Origin of the sequence: Acinetobacter sp. ANC 4779 (genome assembly GCF_004331055.1) — a bacterium.
Classification (GTDB): Bacteria; Pseudomonadota; Gammaproteobacteria; order Pseudomonadales; family Moraxellaceae; genus Acinetobacter.
In genome coordinates this window covers 93,117-113,477 of record NZ_SJNU01000010.1, presented here as the reverse complement: position 1 = coordinate 113,477, position 20,361 = coordinate 93,117, and the positions used below count along the sequence as shown (strand labels likewise).

Annotated in this window: 20 protein-coding genes; 12 read left to right on the top strand and 8 right to left on the bottom strand. The window is 42.2% G+C overall.

Translation table 11 applies throughout. The annotated features are described in order from the left end of the window. Positions 1–38 precede the first annotated feature (38 nt). On the bottom strand, positions 39–1,292 hold the full coding sequence (locus tag E0H80_RS12240; RefSeq protein WP_131366289.1) for a hypothetical protein: 1,254 nt from the start codon (positions 1,290–1,292) through the stop codon (positions 39–41). 77 nt (positions 1,293–1,369) lie between these two features. Here E0H80_RS12240 and serB point away from each other — a divergent pair, with 77 nt between their 5' ends. The 3 genes from serB to E0H80_RS12225 all read left to right on the top strand — a co-directional run bounded on the left by serB (position 1,370) and on the right by E0H80_RS12225 (position 3,980). After that, complete coding sequence (serB, locus tag E0H80_RS12235) at positions 1,370–2,590, top strand: phosphoserine phosphatase SerB (protein ID WP_131366220.1); 1,221 nt, start codon at positions 1,370–1,372, stop codon at positions 2,588–2,590. 421 nt (positions 2,591–3,011) lie between these two features. Further along, the gene (gene aciT, locus E0H80_RS12230) at positions 3,012–3,347 is read left to right on the top strand and encodes an AciT family ciprofloxacin tolerance protein (RefSeq protein WP_131366218.1); all 336 of its coding nucleotides are present in this window, start codon (positions 3,012–3,014) and stop codon (positions 3,345–3,347) included. A gap of 153 nt (positions 3,348–3,500) precedes the next feature. Beyond that, a complete protein-coding gene (locus E0H80_RS12225; protein WP_067869157.1) occupies positions 3,501–3,980 on the top strand; it encodes an SCP2 sterol-binding domain-containing protein in 480 nt (159 codons plus the stop codon). Between the two features lie 72 nt (positions 3,981–4,052). On the opposite strand, the gene dtd is transcribed toward E0H80_RS12225, so the two are convergent. Further along, positions 4,053–4,493, bottom strand: coding sequence for a D-aminoacyl-tRNA deacylase (dtd, locus tag E0H80_RS12220; RefSeq protein ID WP_131366287.1), 441 nt, complete (start codon positions 4,491–4,493; stop codon positions 4,053–4,055). 231 nt (positions 4,494–4,724) lie between these two features. On the opposite strand from dtd, the gene E0H80_RS12215 reads away from it, so the two are divergent. From E0H80_RS12215 to asd, 5 genes are all read left to right on the top strand, one after another. Next, the gene (locus E0H80_RS12215; RefSeq protein WP_131366216.1) at positions 4,725–6,242 is read left to right on the top strand and encodes a catalase; all 1,518 of its coding nucleotides are present in this window, start codon (positions 4,725–4,727) and stop codon (positions 6,240–6,242) included. A gap of 224 nt (positions 6,243–6,466) precedes the next feature. After that, positions 6,467–6,919, top strand: a complete 453-nt coding sequence (locus tag E0H80_RS12210; protein WP_228259996.1) for an ankyrin repeat domain-containing protein — start codon at positions 6,467–6,469, stop codon at positions 6,917–6,919. A gap of 114 nt (positions 6,920–7,033) precedes the next feature. Next, positions 7,034–8,245 carry a nicotinate phosphoribosyltransferase gene (gene pncB, locus E0H80_RS12205; protein WP_131366214.1) on the top strand — a complete coding sequence of 404 codons (1,212 nt, stop codon included), beginning with the start codon at positions 7,034–7,036 and terminating at the stop codon, positions 8,243–8,245. 107 nt (positions 8,246–8,352) lie between these two features. Then, on the top strand, positions 8,353–9,201 hold the full coding sequence (locus E0H80_RS12200; RefSeq protein WP_131366212.1) for a sulfurtransferase: 849 nt from the start codon (positions 8,353–8,355) through the stop codon (positions 9,199–9,201). Continuing rightward, a complete protein-coding gene (asd, locus tag E0H80_RS12195) occupies positions 9,198–10,049 on the top strand; it encodes an archaetidylserine decarboxylase (RefSeq protein WP_131366210.1) in 852 nt (283 codons plus the stop codon). Before E0H80_RS12200 ends, asd begins: the two co-directional genes overlap by 4 nt. A gap of 85 nt (positions 10,050–10,134) precedes the next feature. On the opposite strand, the gene E0H80_RS12190 is transcribed toward asd, so the two are convergent. Both E0H80_RS12190 and argS read right to left on the bottom strand, forming a co-directional pair. Then, entirely contained in the window at positions 10,135–10,746 is a 612-nt protein-coding gene (locus tag E0H80_RS12190; protein ID WP_131366207.1) for an SPOR domain-containing protein, read from the bottom strand. A gap of 21 nt (positions 10,747–10,767) precedes the next feature. Continuing rightward, positions 10,768–12,558, bottom strand: a complete 1,791-nt coding sequence (argS, locus tag E0H80_RS12185) for an arginine--tRNA ligase (RefSeq protein WP_131366205.1) — start codon at positions 12,556–12,558, stop codon at positions 10,768–10,770. A 197-nt stretch (positions 12,559–12,755) separates the two neighbouring features. Here argS and E0H80_RS12180 point away from each other — a divergent pair, with 197 nt between their 5' ends. Then, entirely contained in the window at positions 12,756–13,040 is a 285-nt protein-coding gene (locus tag E0H80_RS12180) for a DUF2798 domain-containing protein (protein WP_131366283.1), read from the top strand. 274 nt (positions 13,041–13,314) lie between these two features. Here E0H80_RS12180 and E0H80_RS12175 read toward each other — a convergent pair whose 3' ends face one another. Genes E0H80_RS12175 through E0H80_RS12165 form a run of 3 tightly spaced genes read right to left on the bottom strand, consistent with a single transcriptional unit; the run spans position 13,315 to position 15,796 of the window. Next, positions 13,315–14,622: a DUF445 domain-containing protein gene (locus E0H80_RS12175; RefSeq protein ID WP_131366203.1), complete on the bottom strand. Its 1,308-nt coding sequence runs from the start codon at positions 14,620–14,622 to the stop codon at positions 13,315–13,317. Between the two features lie 28 nt (positions 14,623–14,650). Beyond that, a complete protein-coding gene (locus E0H80_RS12170) occupies positions 14,651–15,205 on the bottom strand; it encodes a CC0125/CC1285 family lipoprotein (protein ID WP_131366201.1) in 555 nt (184 codons plus the stop codon). Between the two features lie 51 nt (positions 15,206–15,256). Continuing rightward, entirely contained in the window at positions 15,257–15,796 is a 540-nt protein-coding gene (locus E0H80_RS12165) for a DUF924 family protein (protein ID WP_131366199.1), read from the bottom strand. A 225-nt stretch (positions 15,797–16,021) separates the two neighbouring features. On the opposite strand from E0H80_RS12165, the gene gshA reads away from it, so the two are divergent. Both gshA and E0H80_RS12155 read left to right on the top strand, forming a co-directional pair. Further along, entirely contained in the window at positions 16,022–17,599 is a 1,578-nt protein-coding gene (gene gshA, locus E0H80_RS12160) for a glutamate--cysteine ligase (RefSeq protein ID WP_131366197.1), read from the top strand. Positions 17,600–17,617: 18 nt separating this feature from the next. After that, entirely contained in the window at positions 17,618–18,142 is a 525-nt protein-coding gene (locus E0H80_RS12155) for a disulfide bond formation protein B (protein WP_131366195.1), read from the top strand. 48 nt (positions 18,143–18,190) lie between these two features. Here E0H80_RS12155 and E0H80_RS12150 read toward each other — a convergent pair whose 3' ends face one another. Then, positions 18,191–19,522, bottom strand: coding sequence for a hypothetical protein (locus E0H80_RS12150; RefSeq protein ID WP_131366193.1), 1,332 nt, complete (start codon positions 19,520–19,522; stop codon positions 18,191–18,193). 248 nt (positions 19,523–19,770) lie between these two features. On the opposite strand from E0H80_RS12150, the gene E0H80_RS12145 reads away from it, so the two are divergent. After that, on the top strand, positions 19,771–20,355 hold the full coding sequence (locus E0H80_RS12145) for a YqiA/YcfP family alpha/beta fold hydrolase (RefSeq protein WP_131366191.1): 585 nt from the start codon (positions 19,771–19,773) through the stop codon (positions 20,353–20,355). Positions 20,356–20,361 lie beyond the last annotated feature (6 nt).

Here is a 20,361-nt window from a genome sequence, read left to right as displayed (position 1 = left end):
CGAATCAGGCTTTTTTAGCGCTATGCTTCAAAGAAAAATTAAGACGCTTTAGATTGTTTAGCTTTTAAAATTTCAGTTCTGAAAGTCTGGGCCAATTCTGCTACTTCACTATCCATCCCGTTCATCATAAAGGCATGACGGGTCAGCACATTAGTGGGATTGGGCATGCTGACCAATTGGTAACGGTCGGAAATATCCTTGAGTAATTCATTGGGTAAATAAATCGCACTTTCTTTTGCCACTAACTGTTGAACCAGACGTTCTGCAGCTTGCACTGGCGTCAGGTGCATCGCTTCGACATGACTCGAAATTGCACTACGGGTTTGTAAAACGAAACGCTTTTCTTCGCGATAGCGTTTGTACAATACATCCGACAACAACTGGAATACGGTACTGATCATCACCAGGCATTGCACCGCATTTGGCGTATTTACCGATATGCTGATGGTTGCGCCATGTTCATCAAATTTATGCACGGTTGAAATATCAGAACTATTCAGTTTGTAGTGTTGAACACAGAGTTCCGCAGTTTTATTCAGGAAAATCTGGCATAAATTAAAATACGGCAAGGATACGGTTTTATTCACCGAATCCATGAGTTGTTTTGGATCATAAAACTGGATATTCAATGCAATACATTTATCATCCAGAACAACAGGTTTGGCTTCTTTAATTTTGTTTTTTGCCTGGGCATTTTGCTGTGCTTGTGCCACTGCCACAGCGGCATTATGTTGTTCTTGTTCTAAAGCCTGGGTCAGGGTTTGAATTTCATGTTTTAAGCGCGATTCATTATTAATGCGTGCCAAATATTCAGTTCGACTTGGACGGGCAATCGCGCGATAAGCCAACCATAATAGACCGTGAATCATCAGTGATAATAAAATTGCCAGCCATTGGGTACGTAAAATTTCACCGATGCTGGATTGGATTAACGTGATTTCAATGGTGCCGACTTTCTTTTCATTTTGCAGTGCTTCACGAACAAACACTTCACCTTGACGTGTCTTGGTTAAACCGCCTGTTGCCAGTACCTGATTGTTGGCATCTAAAATACGAATAGAGGCCACACTCGGATTGGTTGCATAACGCTCGGCCAATAATGCCAAGGATACGGTATTGGCCGGTTCAAGCTCGGATAGGCTGTCTGTGACCAGTTGCGTGGTCATCAGCTGTCCTTGACTGGCGCGATTTGCATTCAGTTGGTGCGTCGTCGCAAGTACCAGTAAAAAGGTGTGTAAAGCAAAACTTATAATCAGTAGGCTAGCAAATAGCCCTTGTCTAGGCGCATTCAACGTAAACTTCCAAGGCATTTATATTCAAATTCGATTATGATTCTTACAATAGTTGTAGCTCAGATCCGAGTCAATTCATGCGAGAAATCATTCTTATATCATTTTTGGGACCCGACCAGCCCAATCAATTTACACGATTAATGCAGGTGCTGTCCGTACATTCTTTACAAATTTTGGATGTTGGACAAGCCGTCATCCACAACCAACTGACCTTAGGTATTGTTGTTTCGTCAGATGACCAAACTGCTACAGCATTAGCCATGAAGGAGATCTTGATTCTAGCACATGATATTGGTTTAACTGTGCGCTTTAAACCAATCTCTACGGCAGAATATGATCAATGGGTCAGTGAGGGTGGCCAGACCCGTTATATCGTGACTGCACTTGCACCGGAATTAACTGCATCTCAATTACAAGCAGTCACCAATATTGTGTCTAACCAAGGCTTTAATATTGAAACTGTAACCCGTTTGTCGGAACGTCCAAAGCTAGCAGGTCAAGCCGATGGACCGAAACGCTCTTGCGTACAATTTGGTCTGAAAGGACAAATGTTGGATGCCACGGCAATGCGTGCATCTTGCCTGCGTTTATCGACTGAACTTAATGTCGATGTCGCGGTTCAGGAAGACAATGCTTACCGTCGTAATCGCCGTTTGGTCTGCTTCGATATGGACTCCACCCTAATTGAACAGGAAGTGATTGATGAGCTGGCGATAGAAGCCGGTGTAGGGGAGCAAGTTGCTGAAATTACTGAACGGGCCATGCAAGGGGAACTTGATTTCCAGCAAAGCTTCCGTGCGCGTGTCGCCTTATTAAAAGGGATGGATGCTTCTGTTTTACCTCAAATTGCAGAACGATTAACCGTGACTGAAGGCGCAGAACGCCTGATTTCTACATTAAAAGCATTGGGTTATAGAACGGCTATTCTGTCAGGCGGCTTCCAGTATTTTGCTGAATACCTGCAAGAAAAATTGGGAATTGATGAAGTGCATGCCAATTGCCTGGATATTGTCGATGGTGTGGTCACAGGTGAAGTCAAAGGTCATATTGTCGATGGTGCACGTAAAGCCTTTCTGCTGCGTGAACTTGCCGAACGAATGGGTATTTCACTGGAACAAGCCATTGCGGTAGGGGATGGCGCGAATGATTTACCGATGCTGTCCATCGCAGGTTTAGGTGTAGCATTCCGTGCAAAACCATTGGTTCGCCAAAATGCCAATCAGGCTATTTCTAGCGTAGGTCTGGATGGTGTATTGTATCTACTCGGTGTGCATGATAAAGATCTGAGTCGTGCCTAATTATTTACCTAACTGTTGAAGTTTATTGACAAAACGCGACATTGATGTTGCGTTTTTTATTATAAAAATAGTTAAAACGCGATGAGCGGTTGAGTTAAATTGCTGATAAAAACGACAATCAATCCGTTCGTAAAAAATATTTTTTTAATGTTTTTAATCCGTGGTTTTTTTGTAATGACACGGCAAGTCCGTACCCATCTCGTTTCCAGAAAAAGTTAAAAATAAAAAGATGTAATGACAAAATAATATTGCGACAAGGTGTGTCGCTTTATGAAAATACAAGACTTTTTTTCTTTAAAAAACTAAGCATAATGCTTGCATAGGGATTGATATAGACATATTCATCATTTATTTAACGGTATCGGGAATCAGGTTTAGACAAACATTCAATGTCCAGACCTTATCTTAGACGGAGGTTTTTATGGTTACAGGGAATTTAGCAACCATGGTAGGCTTAAGCTTGATTGCGGCTGCTTTGATAGCTGTTTTCTTCTCGCCTTATCGTCGTTTGTTAAGCTTTATGTGTGCAGGCATGCTGTTTTGGGGATTGATTGAAGTTGTCCGCTTCGGTACACAAGCGATATTTGAATTACCTATGACCTATAGCTATCTTATGGCATCAATGTCAGCAATGGTTGTAGTTGCCATGCTTTTGATACGTGAAGATCGTCGTGCAGAACGTGCTTTAACTGAACGTCGTTGTATTGAACATACGCCTGTATATGAAGAAGAGCAGCAACACTGTTCAAGCCGTTAAATCAAAGTATTCAAAAAATCTAAAAAAGATGTGCCAGAAGCACATCTTTTTTTTGTTCGTTCATTATTGTTATACAAAGCCTTACTTCAAAAAACACAACTTATGTTAGGATAAGTCGTCAATTTTCCAACAATTACAATAGGCTTAAATGTCATGAAACTATCTTCGATTCCTGTCGTAAAATTACCGCTGGTCGATGTAAGCACGGATCCGCTTGATTTATTAGTTGCGGGCTTGGCTTTGCGTATGAAGCAATTGGCTCGTACTAGCCCAAAATTTATTGAGTTAGTTCATGAACGTCAGTTCCGTATTCAGATTGGTACAGATTTGGGCGTTGCGCGTCAAATTCTGGTAAACAATGGACAAATTGATACTGTGTCTGGTGATGCTGAAAAAGCGGATTTTATTTTGCAGTTTGCCGACAGCGAGCAAGGTGTAAAAACCTTAATGAAAGGTGACCCAACCGCTTTCATGACTGGCATGCAAAATGGCAGCATTAAAATGGAAGGCGATTTTGGTCTTTTAGTTTGGTTTAACAAAGTAGCCAAACTGATTCCACCTAAATTACCTAAGCCTGTACAAGAAAAAGTGAAATTGGTGCGTTCATTTATTCGCGAAAAAATCGGTAAATAATTTTAGATCTGTATTTAAAAAAATAAAAGCCCTCATTTGAGGGCTTTTTTAATGGCGAATATGTTGCGTCGTTTATTCAACTTCCAGGTTGAAGGTCACCGGGCCATCATTGACCAAATGGACTTTCATATCGGCTGCAAAAATGCCGGTTTGCACATTCTCAAATTGAGTTTGAGCATAAGCGACCAATTGTTCATAAAGTGCTTTAGCTTCACCTGGCGGCATCGCTGGGCCAAAGTCTGGACGCAAGCCTTTTTGCGTTTGAGCCATCAGGGTAAACTGCGAAACCAGTAGTAATCCGCCACCGGCTTGGCTGACATTCCAGCCCATCTTGCCTTGTTCATCATCAAAAAAACGATATTTTAAAATTTTATCAATCAGCTTCTTACCTTTATCCAGATTATCATCTTTGCCCAGACCGAGAAAAACTAAAATACCGTGTTGGATTTCTCCTGTGGTTTCACCTTCTACCACGACTTTGGCTTCTAGGACACGTTGTAATAAGGCTCGCATAATTGATTGTGATTCCATCATTTTTGGCTGAAAGCGATTGTAGCAAAATGCGCTGTTAATGATTGAGGTTATGTCTGTTTTTTAAGCAATAAAATACTGAAAAATAAAGAATTAAACTTTAAATATTCAATAAAACGATTACAACCATAAAGATTATCTGTTTTCACTATTTATTTGAAAACAGTATCTTTGTCGTGCAGGAAAGGTATAAATTTTAGTGAGATTAAGACGATGTTTAAGCGTTCTTTATTGGTTGCAATGCTTGCAACAGCAACAGCTGCGACTCAAGCTGCGGCATTAACTAAAGATAATGGTGCACCAGTCGGCGATAACCAGAACTCTATTACAGCTGGTTCTAACGGTGCTGTCTTATTACAAGATGTACAATTGGTACAAAAATTACAGCGTTTCGGTCGTGAGCGTATTCCTGAGCGTGTAGTACACGCACGTGGTACAGGCGCTTACGGTGAATTTGTTGTTTCGAAAGATTTATCTGATTTAACACTTGCTTCAATGTTTAAAGCAGGGACTAAAACTCCAGTTTTTGTACGTATGTCTACGGTAATTCACCCTAAGGGTTCACCAGAAACTTTACGTGACCCGCATGGTTTCGCAATTAAATTTTACACGAAAGAAGGTAACTGGGATTTAGTGGGTAACCAAACTCCAGTATTCTTTATTCGTGATGCAATTAAATTCCCAGATTTCATTCACGCCATGAAACCAAGCCCAATCAACAACGTTCAAGATGCGAACCGTGTATTTGACTTCTTGTCTAGTCAACCCTGGGCAACCAACATGTTGACTTATGTTTACGGCAAGCAAGGTGTTCCAACCAGCTACCGCGAACAGGATGGCTTTGGTGTTCACGCCTATAAATTGTATAACGACAAAGGCGAATACAAATACGTGAAGTTCAACTTCCGTTCACAACAAGGTGTTAAAGGCCTGAACGTGAAAGAAGCTGCTGAACAACAGGGTAAAGACTTCAACCACTTAACCAACGACCTGTATAAAAATATCAACGCTGGTAACTTCCCTAAATGGGATCTCCACATTCAGGTTCTTGATCCTAAAGATCTAGGCAAGTTTGATTTTGATCCGTTGGATCCAACTAAAATCTGGCCGAATGATTTAGTTCCTGAAGTTAAAGTCGGTACGATGACGCTGAACCGTATGCCGAACAACTTCTTCCAGGAGACTGAGCAAGCTGCTTTCGCTCCAGGTAACTTGGTTCCAGGTATCGAACCATCTGAAGACCGTTTACTTCAAGGTCGTATCTTCTCTTACTCAGATACTCAAATGTACCGTTTAGGTGTGAACCACCAGCAACTTCCTGTTAACCGTCCATTGGCTGCTGTGAACAACAACAACCAAGAAGGTCACATGAATACAGCTACGACGACTTCGAACGTAAACTACGAACCAAGCCGTATGGAACCTAAACCATCTACTGATAAAGCACGTGCGGTACAAACGCCACTTTCTGGTTATGTACAACAAATGGGTACCAAAGAGCAAAATTTCAAGCAAGCGGGTGAACTTTACCGTTCATACACTGCGAAAGAAAAAGACGATTTAATCATGAACTTGGCTGCTGATCTGGGTGCAGTGAAAGATGCTGAAACCAAGCACATCATGTTGTCTTACTTCTATAAAGCTGATGCAGACTACGGTACGCGTATGACTAAAGCCGTGAGCGGTAACCTGGCCACTGTTAAAGCGAAAGCAGAAAAATTGAAAGACTAATTTTGCTTGGTTGATCAAATCGGTGACTAGGGCTGAGGAGTCACCACCGAAAAGTCCTGTAAAACTCAAATCCTTTCCTGCAACCCTAGGGGAGTTTTACAGGCATTTTATATTTCCAATATTTTGTCCAAGCAAACTTGAGGTCAATTGAAATGAAAGTAATCTTGAATAGTGTGATGATGGCGATGTCCAGCATTTTATTAATGACAGTGCTTACGCTAGGAATGACTAAACTTCATGCTCAAGAAACAGTTCAGGTAGCTCAGCAACAAACAGTAAATTCTCAACAGGAATTGCTGGATATCTTTTTTGCCGCAGCAAAAACCGGTCAGCAAGAAGTCATTGATGAATTTTTAAAACATGGATTCCCTGTCGATGTCCGCAATACAGCCAACTATACGCCTTTAATGATGGCAGCCTATTATGGTCATCAAGATACAGTCACTACATTGCTGAAATATGGCGCAGATCGTTGTGCACGTGATAGCAAAGGCAATACTGCCTTGATGGGTGCGATGTTTAAGCTGGAATGGGCGATTGTGAAACAGTTACGCCAAGTCGATTGTGATCGCAATGCCAAGCAAACAGGACAAAAGACAGCAGCTGAATTTGCCAAAGTCATTGGTCAAGAAAAGCAGCTGAAGAAAATACTTGAATCGTATACGGAACAGAAATAAAAGTGTCAATCTTCGAATAATGAGTCGAATAGATCTGAGCATTTACTAAAACATGGCTTTGCAGTGCTGAAAAATATGCTTTAATGCGGACAGTTGATAAAAACTGAAAGTTATATGTCCGCAATTATCCATTCATTATTAGATACCGACCTGTATAAATTCACCATGTTACAGGTTGTTCTGCATAAATTTCCTCAAACGCATAGCGTCTACCATTTTCGTTGTCGTAATTTAGAAGAGACCGTTTATCCACTGACGGATATTCTGGACGATTTAAATCAGCAGCTCGATTATCTATGTCAGCTCAAGTTTAAAGAAGATGAGTTGCAATATTTACGTAGCTTACGTTTTATTAAAAGTGACTTTGTCGATTACTTAGAACTCTTCCAGCTGAAACGACGCTTTATTAAAGCCAGTATTGATGATCAAGGCCGTTTGGATATTTGGGTGGAAGGCCCGATGGTACAAGCGATGATGTTTGAAATCTTTGTTCTGGCCATCGTGAACGAATTGTATTTCCGCCGTATTAGTAGTGATGAGGTTTTGGTGGAGGGTGAACGTCGTTTGCAAGCCAAAGTGGCGTTGCTTAAAAAGTACGAACAAGAACAAAATCCAAACGATCCACCATTTTTAGTATCTGACTTTGGTACCCGTCGTCGTCATAGTTATGCCTGGCAGAAACACGTCATTACCCAGTTTAATCAAGCCTCACCCTATATTTTCCGCGGTACCAGCAATGTGCTGATTGCCAAAGAATTGCGTATTACTCCAATTGGCACCATGGCACATGAATTCCTGCAAGCTTTTCAAGCCTTGGATGTGCGTTTACGTAATTTTCAAAAACTGGCGTTGGAAACCTGGGTGCAGGAATATCGCGGTGATTTGGGAATTGCCTTGACCGATGTGGTCGGGATGGATGCCTTCCTGCGCGACTTTGACTTGTATTTTGCCAAACTGTTTGATGGTCTGCGTCATGACAGTGGCGACCCTTACGAATGGGGCGATAAAGCCTATGCTCATTACAAAAAACTAAAAGTAGACAGCAAAAGCAAGATGCTGACCTTTAGTGACGGGTTGAACCTGGAAAAAGCCTGGGATTTGCATCAGTACTTTAAAGATCGTTTTCAGGTGAGCTTTGGTATTGGGACCAACTTGACCAATGATTTGGGGCAAACCCCACTGAATATTGTGTTGAAACTGGTGGAATGCAACGGTCAGTCGGTGGCTAAAATTTCCGACAGCCCAGGTAAAACCATGACCGATAACGATACTTTCCTGGCTTATTTACGTCAGGTATTCCAAATCACTGAAACTGAATCACAGTGATTTTTCTATAGCTGATTTTTTGCTAAAAGAATGCAAAAAATCAGCATAATAGTGAAAATGAGTTGTGCTAAGATCAGCAATATTGATCTAAATAAAACTCGAAAAGTATGACTGTTTCTGCATTTGATTTTGGTCTGCTCATTGAAGCAGAAGAACTCTTGCCACATCTGGGCAATGAAAAATTACGCATTGTCGATTTAAGCCGTACTTCTGTTTATGATCAATTGCATATTCCGCATGCGATCCATGTCAAGCCGAAACAGCTGGTTCGCCAAGAAGAACAAGCCTCGGGTTTACTTCCCGATGTTGAAAGCTTGAAAGCCCTGATTGAATATTTGAATATTTCTCCAGAGCATCACGTTGTTGTTTATGACGATGAAGGCGGGGCATGGGCAGGGCGCTTGATCTGGAATTTGCATTGCCTCGGTTTTGAAAACACCAGTTTACTCAATGGTGGTATTCATGCCTGGTTAGCGACAGGATTTCCAACCTCTTCAGATGTTGAAAAATTAGCGCCTGTTTCAAATCTGGTTGAAATTAACCAGACTCAAATCAATCAGTACCGTATTGAATATCCAAAACTTCTTGAGAAAGTTCAAAATCATAAAATCCAAGTGTGGGATTGCCGCACGGAAGATGAATACACTGGACTTCGACTGGCAGCGCGACGCGGCGGTCACATTCCAAATGCCCGACATTTTGAATGGAGTACTGCCCTTAATCGTGAAAATCATTTAAAATTACATCCTTTAGAACGCACGCAACAACGCTTAGAACAATTGGGGTTCAATTTAAATGAACCTGTGGTGGTGTATTGTCAGTCCCATCATCGTTCAGGTTTAGCTTATATTTTGGGTCGATTACTCGGCTGGAATATTCAAGCTTATGATGGTGCGTGGAGTGAATGGGGCAACCGCTTCGACAGTCCGATTATTACCGGAGATTTACCGTCTTGAGTTTCGCATCACGATTAAAAAAACAAATTTTTATTCAAGCACAACGTGTTGTGCCACAACACCAGTTATCACGTGTGGTGGGGAAACTCGCTGCCAGTGAAAACCCGATTGTCAAAAATACCGTGATTCAGGCTTTTAAAGCCCAATATGGCATTGATATGTCAATTGCTGAACAAAGTAATGCATTGAAATACAAGTCTTTCAATGAATTCTTTACCCGTTCATTGAAAGACGGAGTTCGCGCGATTGATAACAATCCCAACAGCATCGTTTCACCTGCGGATGGTGCAATTTCACAATTGGGCAAAATTGAAGATGGCGATATTTTTCAGGCCAAAGGTCAAAGTTTTTCAGTTGAAAAATTAATTGCCGATCCGCAACTGGCAGAACCATTTAAAAATGGCCAGTTCGCAACCGTGTATTTATCGCCTAAAGATTATCACCGTGTGCATATGCCTTTTGCGGGAACTCTAACTGAAACTTTATATGTGCCAGGTGAATTGTTCTCGGTCAATCAAACCACTGCGGAAAATATTCCAGGCTTGTTTGCACGTAATGAACGCATGGTGTGTCTGTTTGATACTGAACTGGGACGTATGGCTGTGGTTTTAGTCGGTGCCATGATTGTTGCCGGTATTGAAACAGTGGCGACAGGTAAGGTAAAACCCACAGGCCGTCTGGAACTCAACCAGCACAATTTATTCCTTGAAAAAGGAGCCGAGCTGGGGCGCTTTTATCTAGGTTCTACAGCGGTCATTTTATTTGAACAAGATAAAATTCAGTGGGATGCGATGTTTAAAGCCAACTCGGTCGTCGTAATGGGTGAAGCTTTGGGACATACGGTTTAATAAAATATTCCCTCTGCTGCGAGGAAAGGGAATTTAAGCTATAAAAAAAGCGCCTCATTTGAGGCGCTTTTTTTATGAATTCAACTTAACGTTTCACTACAATCGAATCAATGCCGCTGCGTTGTAAAGTTTGCTGTGCAATCAGTGCCGCATCAGCAGAATCATAAGGGCCGGAAATCACCCGATACCAAGTTTGACCATTTTCAACCGATTTAACCACATCGGCAGATAATCCATTTAAAATAATTTCAGCACGACGGGCATCAGCACTATCTGGATCAGCATAGCTACGGACTTGAAGAATATAACTGGGTTGATAGGCAGCCGGAGCTTCAGCACTTTCAAGACCTGGCTCAGTGGCTTCCGTATTAATGGTTGGTTTTGGTTCAGGTGCTTCCACAATCACTACTGCTTCTGAATTTTTCGTTTCTGGCACAGCCTGATCAGGAATAGGCGTGACTTGCTGTTGAGGCAATAAATCGTAGAAACGATAATCTTTGTTGGTGTCTTCCTGGTAATGTTCAGAATTAATCTGATTCTTCGGCTGAACCGGTGCCCACGGTTTCCATAGCATCAAGGCTACGGCAAAACTCAGCACGATTAAAATGACGACAAGTGTTCCAAGCCATGCCGGAATCAATGGCTTTTTAGGCTTGTTCGGTCGCTCAGATACACCGCGTTGCGTTTTTCCAAACACGTGGACTTCCTTTTATTTTAATTACATGGAGGTAGGGGCAGATACGCCTAATAATTCTAAACCATTACGTAAGACTTGTTGCACGTTTACTGAAAGGAGTAAACGTGCTTGCGTAAGGTCAGCATCATTGTTGAGTACTTTATGCTCATTATACCAACCATGGAATAATGCTGCCAATTCTTTCAGATAGTTACCGACCTGATGCGGTTCATAACTGTTGGCTGCACGAATCACAATTTCAGGATACGCGGCAAGTTTGGCCAGAATTTCAGTTTCAGCATCAAGATCAAGTCTTACTGCAAATTGACGTGCATTCACTGCATCAAAATTCACATCAGTAGACGCGGCTTTCTCTAACATACGACAAATACGGGCGTGGGCATATTGAATGTAATACACCGCATTGTCTTTGCTTTGTGACACTGCAAGGTCAAGGTCAAAGTCAATGTGCTGTTCAGATTTACGCATTACATAATAGAAACGTGCTGCATCATTACCGACTTCTTTACGCAGGTCACGTAAGGTGACGAACTGACCTGAACGAGATGACATTTGCACCATCTCGCCGCTACGCCATAGACTGACGAACTGAACTAAAAGCACAGTCAGTTTTTTCGAGTCATAACCCATTGCATCAATCGCAGCTTTAACCCGTGCGATATAACCGTGGTGATCTGAACCCCAGATATCGACGATATCGGTATAGCCACGTTGTAATTTATTTAAATGGTAAGCAATGTCAGAGGCGAAATAGGTGGTTTGACCATTACGGCGTTTGACTACACGGTCTTTTTCATCGCCGAATTCAGTCGATTTAAACCAGATATTGCCGTCTTTTTTATACAAGAAACCGCGTTGATCTAAAGTTCCTAAAGCTTCATCAATTTTTTCAGTTAAAGATTCTTCACTGAACCATTGATTGAAGGTTACACCGAATTCGCCAAGGTCATCTTTAATGTCATCAAGAATGGCCTTTAAGGCTGCTTGTAAAAATACACGGTAGCCTTGACCAATTAATTGTTGTGAATTGAAGATCAAGCCATCGATATGTTTTTCTTTATCGCCTGAAAGTACCACTTTGTTGCCATCTGCATCGAGTTCAGCAGCAAATTGCACATCTTCAGGCACGTCTTTATAGACATCCGCAACAGGGCGCACATACGCATCACCATCTTGGTCAAGAATGCTTTGCGCGATTTCTTTAACATAGTCACCTTGGTAGGCATTTTTGGGGAATACCAAGCTTTGACCAGTAAGCTCTAGATAACGAAGATATGTAGAGGTCGCAAGAATGTCCATTTGACGGCCGGCATCATTGACATAATATTCACGGTCAACTTTTGCACCCGTTGCTTCAAGCAAGTTGGCGACCGTCATACCATACGCTGCACCACGACCATGACCTACGTGTAGGCTAGAGGTTGGATTGGCAGAAACGAATTCGACTTGAATGCGTTTTTCAGCGTTGGCCTGAGTACGACCAAATTGATCTTTTTGCGCTTGAACCTGATCAAGCACAGTAAAGCGTTGGTCGGCATTTAAAAAGAAATTAATAAAGCCAGGGCCGGCAATTTCTGCTTTGCTGATATCTGCAACTTCAGGAAGACTGGCGAGGATTTTTTCCGCAAGATCACGAGGCTTCATGCCCGCAGCTTTAGAACCCATCATCGCGATGTTTGAGGCGAAGTCACCGTGGCTTCGGTCTTTGGTTCGCGTTAAGTTACCACTGTTATTAAAGTCGGATGGGAGTACACCTTCAGCTTGAAGAGATTGCACTGCATGTTCGAGAGCTGCTTGGATTGCCGTATTCATAATCAGTCGAAAAATAAACGTCGCGGAAAAACAGCAAATATAGCAAATTTCACCGTCTTTAGGTAAACCCATTTGTATTGAATGAATCTTGTCTGACTGTCTACATACTGGGGCAAGGGGATAAAAAAGGAAAAGATCGCAAAAATAATGATTTATGGCATATTGGAGGACGTGAAAAAATGAACAGAGCAGAGCAGATGCAAACTGAACGCCCGACGATTATCGGCAATATTCCCAAACTTCCAGCAAAATGGGCCGCAGTGGTATTGCCGTTTATTTTATCTGGCCTGATGAGTGGCATTATTTCCTTGATCAATATGCTGCGCAATCTGGGTTGGATCGATGGTTTTATAAATTTATGGTTTCACAACTGGATGATTTCTTGGGCCTTTGCTTTTCCAATTGTATTAATGCTTTTACCTTTGGTACGCAAATTGACAGGCCAACTGGTCGATCTATCGGCTTCAAATGGGCCGAAGTGATTTTGTCCTTTTAGGTGATAGTCTATTCCCATCATTCTGCTTTTTTATTTTGAAATATCTACAGTTTGCAGACATTAAAACTTTAATGATTTTGGCGATGCGCAGAGCTGTTTTTAAAGGTAGTGGCTTTTAATTTTTGTTGTTGTTATAAATACATAGACATCAGCGTAGCTTGCTGTTGCTACATCAGTTTATTAATCCTCAATATTGAGCCGTTTAAAGGACATTTTATTTATTGAGCAATGTCTGCTGCAATCTAAACACCTGAATGCAACTAAAGCACCACATCCACCAAAGCGCGAATAATCCCCAGCACCAAACCAATAAATGCACCCACGACCACGCCATTGACACGGATCATGTGCAAGTCGCCACCGACTTCATTTTCAATTTTATCGATCATTTCCCGCGAATCCCATTCATGAATACGCTCGCTAATAAACCGAATGACTTTCTCACTGTATTGGTCACTTAAATTAACCGCAATCCCGCTCATCCGGTCATTGAGTAGTTCACGTACTGCCGAGTTGGAAATAATATTTTCCCCCACTTGCTGAATGGCAACACGCAGGTTCTGTGCAATGCCTGAATCGTCTTTTAGCAAGTCGGCTTTAATCGCATCACAAAGAATGACCACAGCCCCGCTAATGAAATTCAGTACTTGCGGACTATCCAGCAAGGCATCTTTGGTGCTATTTAAACGATGACTGGCATTACTTTCATCATCTGCCAGTTCCAGCATCAACTGATGACCCATTTCTTCAATTTTTTGACGCCACGGATGCTCCGGGTCGGCCAGCATTGATTCCACCCGTTCAACCAGTGAGTCGATGGTACGTTGCTGTACATCAATGCCAATCCAGCTTGCACCTTTGGCCAGTTTCCACACGCCCAATTCTTTGAATAAGGTGCGGGTCAGCTGACGGGTTTCTTCCGGATGTGACATCACCCAGTCATGCGCAAGATCAAGTCCGCGTTGTAAGACATCCTGATGAAAGTCATTTTCCAGAACCGCACGCAGCATTTCACTGGCCAAGGTATTGATTTGGGTATTGCGCACCCATTGCACGCTATTGTTTTGAATAAAGCGCCCAATTTGTTCCTGCCCCACAAATTCAAAAATTTTCGGTACCGTTTGCTGAATGACTTGGGTGACTTGAGCGTTATTTTCAGCTTTGGCCAGCCATTGTCCTACGGCCAGACTGATATCGGTATTGTGCAGACTTCGCTTCACCACTTGCGGTGACAAAAAGTTTTCCTGTACAAAACGTCCCATGGATTCTGCAATACGGGCTTTGTTGCGTGGAATAATTTCGGTGTGATCGCGCATAAATTTAGGAATCGGCATTTTCCCAAACGGGTTACGGAACAGCACGGTAATGGCATACCAGTCTGCTAAACCACCGACCACACCGGCTTCAGCAGCCAGCATCAAAATATGAATCAGCCAGACATATTCAGGAAGCAGCTTGGCCACCACCATCAGCACTAACCATGTTAAAACCGCCAAAATTAGCGCAATGGTGGCAAAGCGTTTACTGCGTTGCAAACTAGGTGGAGGGGTTACTTCCGCTGGAGTCATGCAATATTCCTGTTAATAGGGCGGTCGATTATTTTTTTGGTGTCACGACGGGGGGCTGTAAAACTTGTCCAGTCGGGCTAAGTCCGTATTTTTGTCCTAACGATTGTAAAATTAAATAGGCATCGAAGGCATCATTTGGTGCTTTTTTCTGATCTTTATAACATTCAATAGTATAGGAAACCTCTACCGGGTCAATATTGACTACGCGCGGCATATCATAAAACGGGTCAGGCCAGAAACCCGGGTAACGGCTGTAATAGCCGTATGGATAGTACATTGGGGTGGAGTAGACCACGGCTTGTCGGGGGGCTTGGCTACGATTACTTGGATCATTCAGGACTTTAAAATAGCGAAATCCGTTTTGTAGGGTGGTTTGAGCGGCTTTTACCAAGGTAATTTCTTGGGCTGTTCCAAAACTCATGTTGGGGCGTGCCTGGAAACTGACACGATAGGACTGAGAATTTAAAGGGACATTACTGAATTGACCTAATTGGTCAAAAGTCAGCGGTTTGGAAGGTGTGGTTGCACAGCCAGAGAGGGCAATTGCCGCCACTATGCTTAGACCGATAATGCTATTTTTCATGTTAAACCTCCATACTAATTTACTGTGCGAGGGAGGAGACACAATAAATGTTTAGAAACTGCTGTTGGGTTGGGTTAAAAATTCGAGCTCTTCTGCAGTCGAGGTACGCGCTAAAATTTGATTACGGTGCGGATAGCGCCCGAAACGGTCGATAATCGCTTTATGCTGTTTTTCATAATCCAGATTCATGGGATTACCCAATCGTTGAAATAATTTTAACGCGAATTCATGGATTAATTTCGATTCACTGTGCATAAACGGCATGTATAAAAACGCACGTTGTTCCGGACTTAATTGTTTATCCGAATCCAGGCTAATTGCCTCTTGGGCAAGGGTCAGTGCCAAAGCATCCTGAGCAAAGGCTTGCGCTTGATCACGGAACAAATTGCGCGAAAACTGGTCCAGTACAATAATTTCAGCCAGGCGGCCTTCGGCAGTTTTACGCCAGGACCAAAGCTCGGCTTGTGTAGCTTGATGGTGAATATCACGAAACTGTTGATTAATTAATTCATCAAAATCATCACTTTTTACAAACCATAAGGGCTGTGTGTCCGAATTAAACCAAAAGTCCAGAATATCCTGATAATTCATAATATTTACAATTCCTTAGCACTTATTATTCAATACAATCACAAATTGTAGGTGTCTTATAGAGTAACTTTGTGATAAAAATTTGCCAGAAATAAAATCGACATTTTGTTTGAAAACTATACAGGGTGTAATGTAGCAGCCAAAAATCACGTTATACTGCTATAAACTGATGATTTTATTTTAGTAGTTCTATTTAGTAGTTATCTTCCGATAAGCGAGATTGTAATGAGTCAACCCGAATCGACCTCTCAAGTGCTATTACCAGCTTGGGTGGATTCTTCGCTGTTTAAAGGCATGTTGCGCGGTATTGAGCGCGAAAGCCTGCGTATGCAAAGCAATGGTTTTTTATCACAGGCATCGCATCCAAAAGCACTCGGGTCGGCTTTAACACATCCGCATATCACCACGGATTATTCAGAAGCCTTGATGGAGTTCATTACTCCACCGCAAGACAGCATAAAAAAAGCATTAGATTATTTAGAAGATATTCATGCGGTTGCACATCGTCATTTAGCAAATGGTGAAAAACTGTGGCCCTTGTCGATGCCCTGCATGCTGGATGATGACGAAAGCAATATTCGTTTAGCGCAATATGGCACGTCTAATGTGGGCCGTTTTAAGACTTTATATCGGCATGGTTTAGGCGTGCGTTATGGTCGTCGTATGCAGACCATTTCAGGGGTACATTATAATTTATCTTTTCCTGATCAATTGTTTGAAGCACTACAACAACAGGAAACTGACGACACGCTAAAAAGTTTAACTTTGCAGGATTATCGCAGTCATCGTTACTTTGGTTTAATTCGCAACTTTATTCGTTTAACCCCATTGGTGATGTTCCTGGTTGGTGCCAGTCCCTCAGTGTGCCAGTGCTTTATGACCGGACGTGAGCATCACTTATTGCCTTTATTAAAAGGAACTTTGTACCTTCCTTATGCGACAGCACTGCGCATGGGCAATTTTGGTTATCAGAATTCTGCCCAGAAAGAATTGGGTATTCACTACAATAGTCTGACTGGCTATTTAGACGGCTTGAAAAAAGCAGTAAAAACCCCGTATGCACCGTTTAGCCGTTTAGGTCTAAATGATGAACAGGGCGAGCCGATTCAAATCAATGATCATGTGCTGCAAATTGAAAATGAATACTACAGCTTAGTCCGTCCGAAACAGGTGCCTCAAGCCGGCGAAACCCCATCTCAAGCGCTTGAGAATCGTGGGGTAAGTTATGTTGAATTGCGTGCGGTTGATGTCAATCCATATAGCCCGATCGGGATTGATGAAAACACGGCGGCATTCCTGGAAGTGCTGGCACTGCATTGTTTATTACAAGATAGTCCGGATTTACTGGATCCTGAACAAGAACAGATTGAACGTAATCAGGCGGAAGTGGTGAATCGTGGTCGTGCGCCCAATGCATTGATTATTGATGCGGCAGGTGAACATGCCATTGAAGACTGGTCACGTAATCAGCTTACAGAAATGCAACCTTTGGCTGATTTACTGGATGTGACCTATAGTACCAATCTATATTCAGCTGCATTGGCAATCATGTTTAAACGTATTGATGACGTGGATGAAACCCTGTCTGCACAAGTGATTGCCGATACTTTAGAAAATGGCGGCACCTGGAGCTTTGGTAGTTTCATGGCACAACAACATGCAACGACCTATGAGCAGTATCAATTAAGCTCGGATACATTGGCTTATTTTGAGGGGGTGGCTGAACAATCTTTGCAACAACAACAGCAACTCGAACAAGATAGCAGTCTCAGTTTTGAACAATATCTTGCCGATTATCGATAAAAATTAAGAGGATTCACCATGCAATGGAGTTATCGCTTCGTGAGTGGTTTTTTGTTTTTGGCCAGCGTCATTGGAATGGCGTTTGCGTTATATCTGGAACACGTACAAGGGCTTGAACCTTGTCCATTATGTGTGTTTCAACGTATCGGCCTGATGGGCTTGGGGATTTTTTCTCTGGTCGCTTTTTTGCATCACCCGAACTCAAATGCGGTAAAACGTATTTATGCCTTGTTGGGTTCAATCAGCATTCTCTGGTCGGCAGGCGTTGCAGCGCGTCATGTCTGGCTGCAAAATTTGCCACCCGATCAAGTGCCCAGCTGTGGTCCAGGCCTGGATTACTGGGTAGAAACTTTGCCATTAAAGTCGGTGTTTGAACAAGTGCTGACCGGTTCGGGCGAATGTGCCAAAGTGGATTGGACTTTTTTGGGGCAATCCCTTCCAGTGTGGTCACTGGCCTTCTTTGCGGTACTGGCTTTGATCTGTTTATGGCAGCTGTTGCGTAGATATCCGTTTGTAACGTATAAACCTATCAAGAAGAAATAAAAAATCTAATAAAAAAGCCAACATTAAGTTGGCTTTTTTATTCTCAAGTTAAGTGAGGGCAATACCTGATAAGTCTTCCAATTGCAGTATGTACTCATGCACCTGTTCTTTCACTTGCTCATCCTTTGGCGGATAGAACCATTTTATAATTTGTTCAGCCACGCTGGGATGATTATGCAGTTCAAAATGATTTAAGCCATAAAAAATTGCTTTATGTGACTCAGGTACTTTCAATTGAAAACGTGGATTAGGATGTTCGCCTAAAGCACTTTTAATATTCACCAGATAATCACCCAGTACATTTAAAGGGCGATTTTTTCTATTTTCATAGGCAATGGAGGCGGCAATAAAAAAAGTATTGATGTGAGAAGGCAATGGTGCGGGTTTGCGGTTGTCATCCATCCCGCCAATCCGGGCATGATTATGTTCCCAGTCATCATCACGGACGCTGCCATAACGTAAATCCAGAATCCCGTTACTGCGGATATTGACGATATGCCGAACGATTTTGACAAAGGGAAAGTGTCCCAGTTTATCCTGCATGATAAAGCCAAAACGTTCTAAAACGGCACCATGATGCGGTGAACCTAAACAGACCAAATTTTCGGTCAGATGTATCCAGGGATACATGTTTTGTTTGCCATAAAACAAGGCGCTGCGTAGCACTAAGCCGCCCATACTATGTCCAATCAAGTCAATGCTGGTAATCAGCGGATTACGACGAACCAGATCTTCGAGAGTGTTGGCAAGACTGCGTCCATTGGCAGAAATACGACGCCCGGTGTTGTAGTTAAGGTAGAGCATGGTGTTGTTATCACGCTGTGCCAAGAGCTTTTCGCCAATACCGCCGTACGGATGGTTTGACCAATCCAGATGGTTTAAGCATAAGCCATGCACAAAAATTACCACACGACCGGATAAATCCCCTTTTTGCAGTTCACCATAGTGGTCGTATAACACCATCGGCAGTGCAATCGGGTTTTGATATTTGAGTAAATAATCCCCCAATATACCGTTTAGCACCCCCACTAAAAAATGTAGTGATGGTGTAAGCGGTTTATCATGCAATTTTGGATATTTTTCAATAATTTGACGTAAACCAGGCGCAAGCAAATAGAGACCGGAATTGAATAAAGTATCGTAGGAGAACTGATACAGTTTTTCAATATATGGAATTCGCTGTAATTTTTTCGAGCGTTGTTCACTCATGCCAAACAAGCTGATCATGATTTCGCGTTGAATAACCTGTATCAGGTCTTGTACCACATCCCCTAAACGAGTCGTAACCAATTGAGCCAAGCCTTCTAATACATCCGCTTGGCTGGGTGGGGTACGATCCCATTTACAATAGGTTTCATGCAATGGTGTTAAACTTGGCATTTTATCCTATCCTTTTTCTGGTCGGGTCCCACAGGTACTTTATTTTTTCTTAAGATCACGGTATAAATTCTTAGCTTTTAATCTGGTAGGGTTCATCTCGAACAGCTTTTACAATACCGATGATTGCCTTTTAGAGTTGATTTTTTTGTCTGACAATTCCTGTTATATAAGTATTAAAATAAGGGAGTGATAAGCTTCTCGTTTTAGAATAAAACAGATTTATTTAAATTAATGTGAAATAAAAAGTGATGAACATTATTTATTTACATGGTTTTCAAAGTAGTAGCTTGTCCATCAAAGGACAACAGATTAAGGCCTTTTGTCAGCAGCACACCGATTTTCAAGTCTATTTGCCTGATTTAAATATGCCACCGCAACAGGTTTTGGCTTATGTTTCAGATATGATTGCACGTTTAGATCAAGTGGTACTGATTGGCAGTAGTCTGGGCGGCTTTTATGCGACACAACTGGTCGCAAAACATGGTATTCCGGCTGTTTTAATTAATCCTGCCATGCGACCATGGCAATTGTTTGATGATTTGTTTGGCAGCCAGCACATTCCCTATGTAGTGAGTGCCGAATGGACTTTGAATCATACGGATCTTGCTCAACTGGAGCAGATGGCGCTGCCATTTGTGCAAGATGCAGACAAAATTTTAGTGTTACTGCAACAAGGTGATGAAGTTTTGGATTATCGTGAAGCACAGCGTTATTATAGCAACGCTTCACATCAGTCCATGATCATCACAGAAACGAATGGCAAGCATGCGATGGACAATTTCGCAGACAAAATACCGATGGCATTACAGTTTTTATCGGATTGTATAAAATAAGGAAAC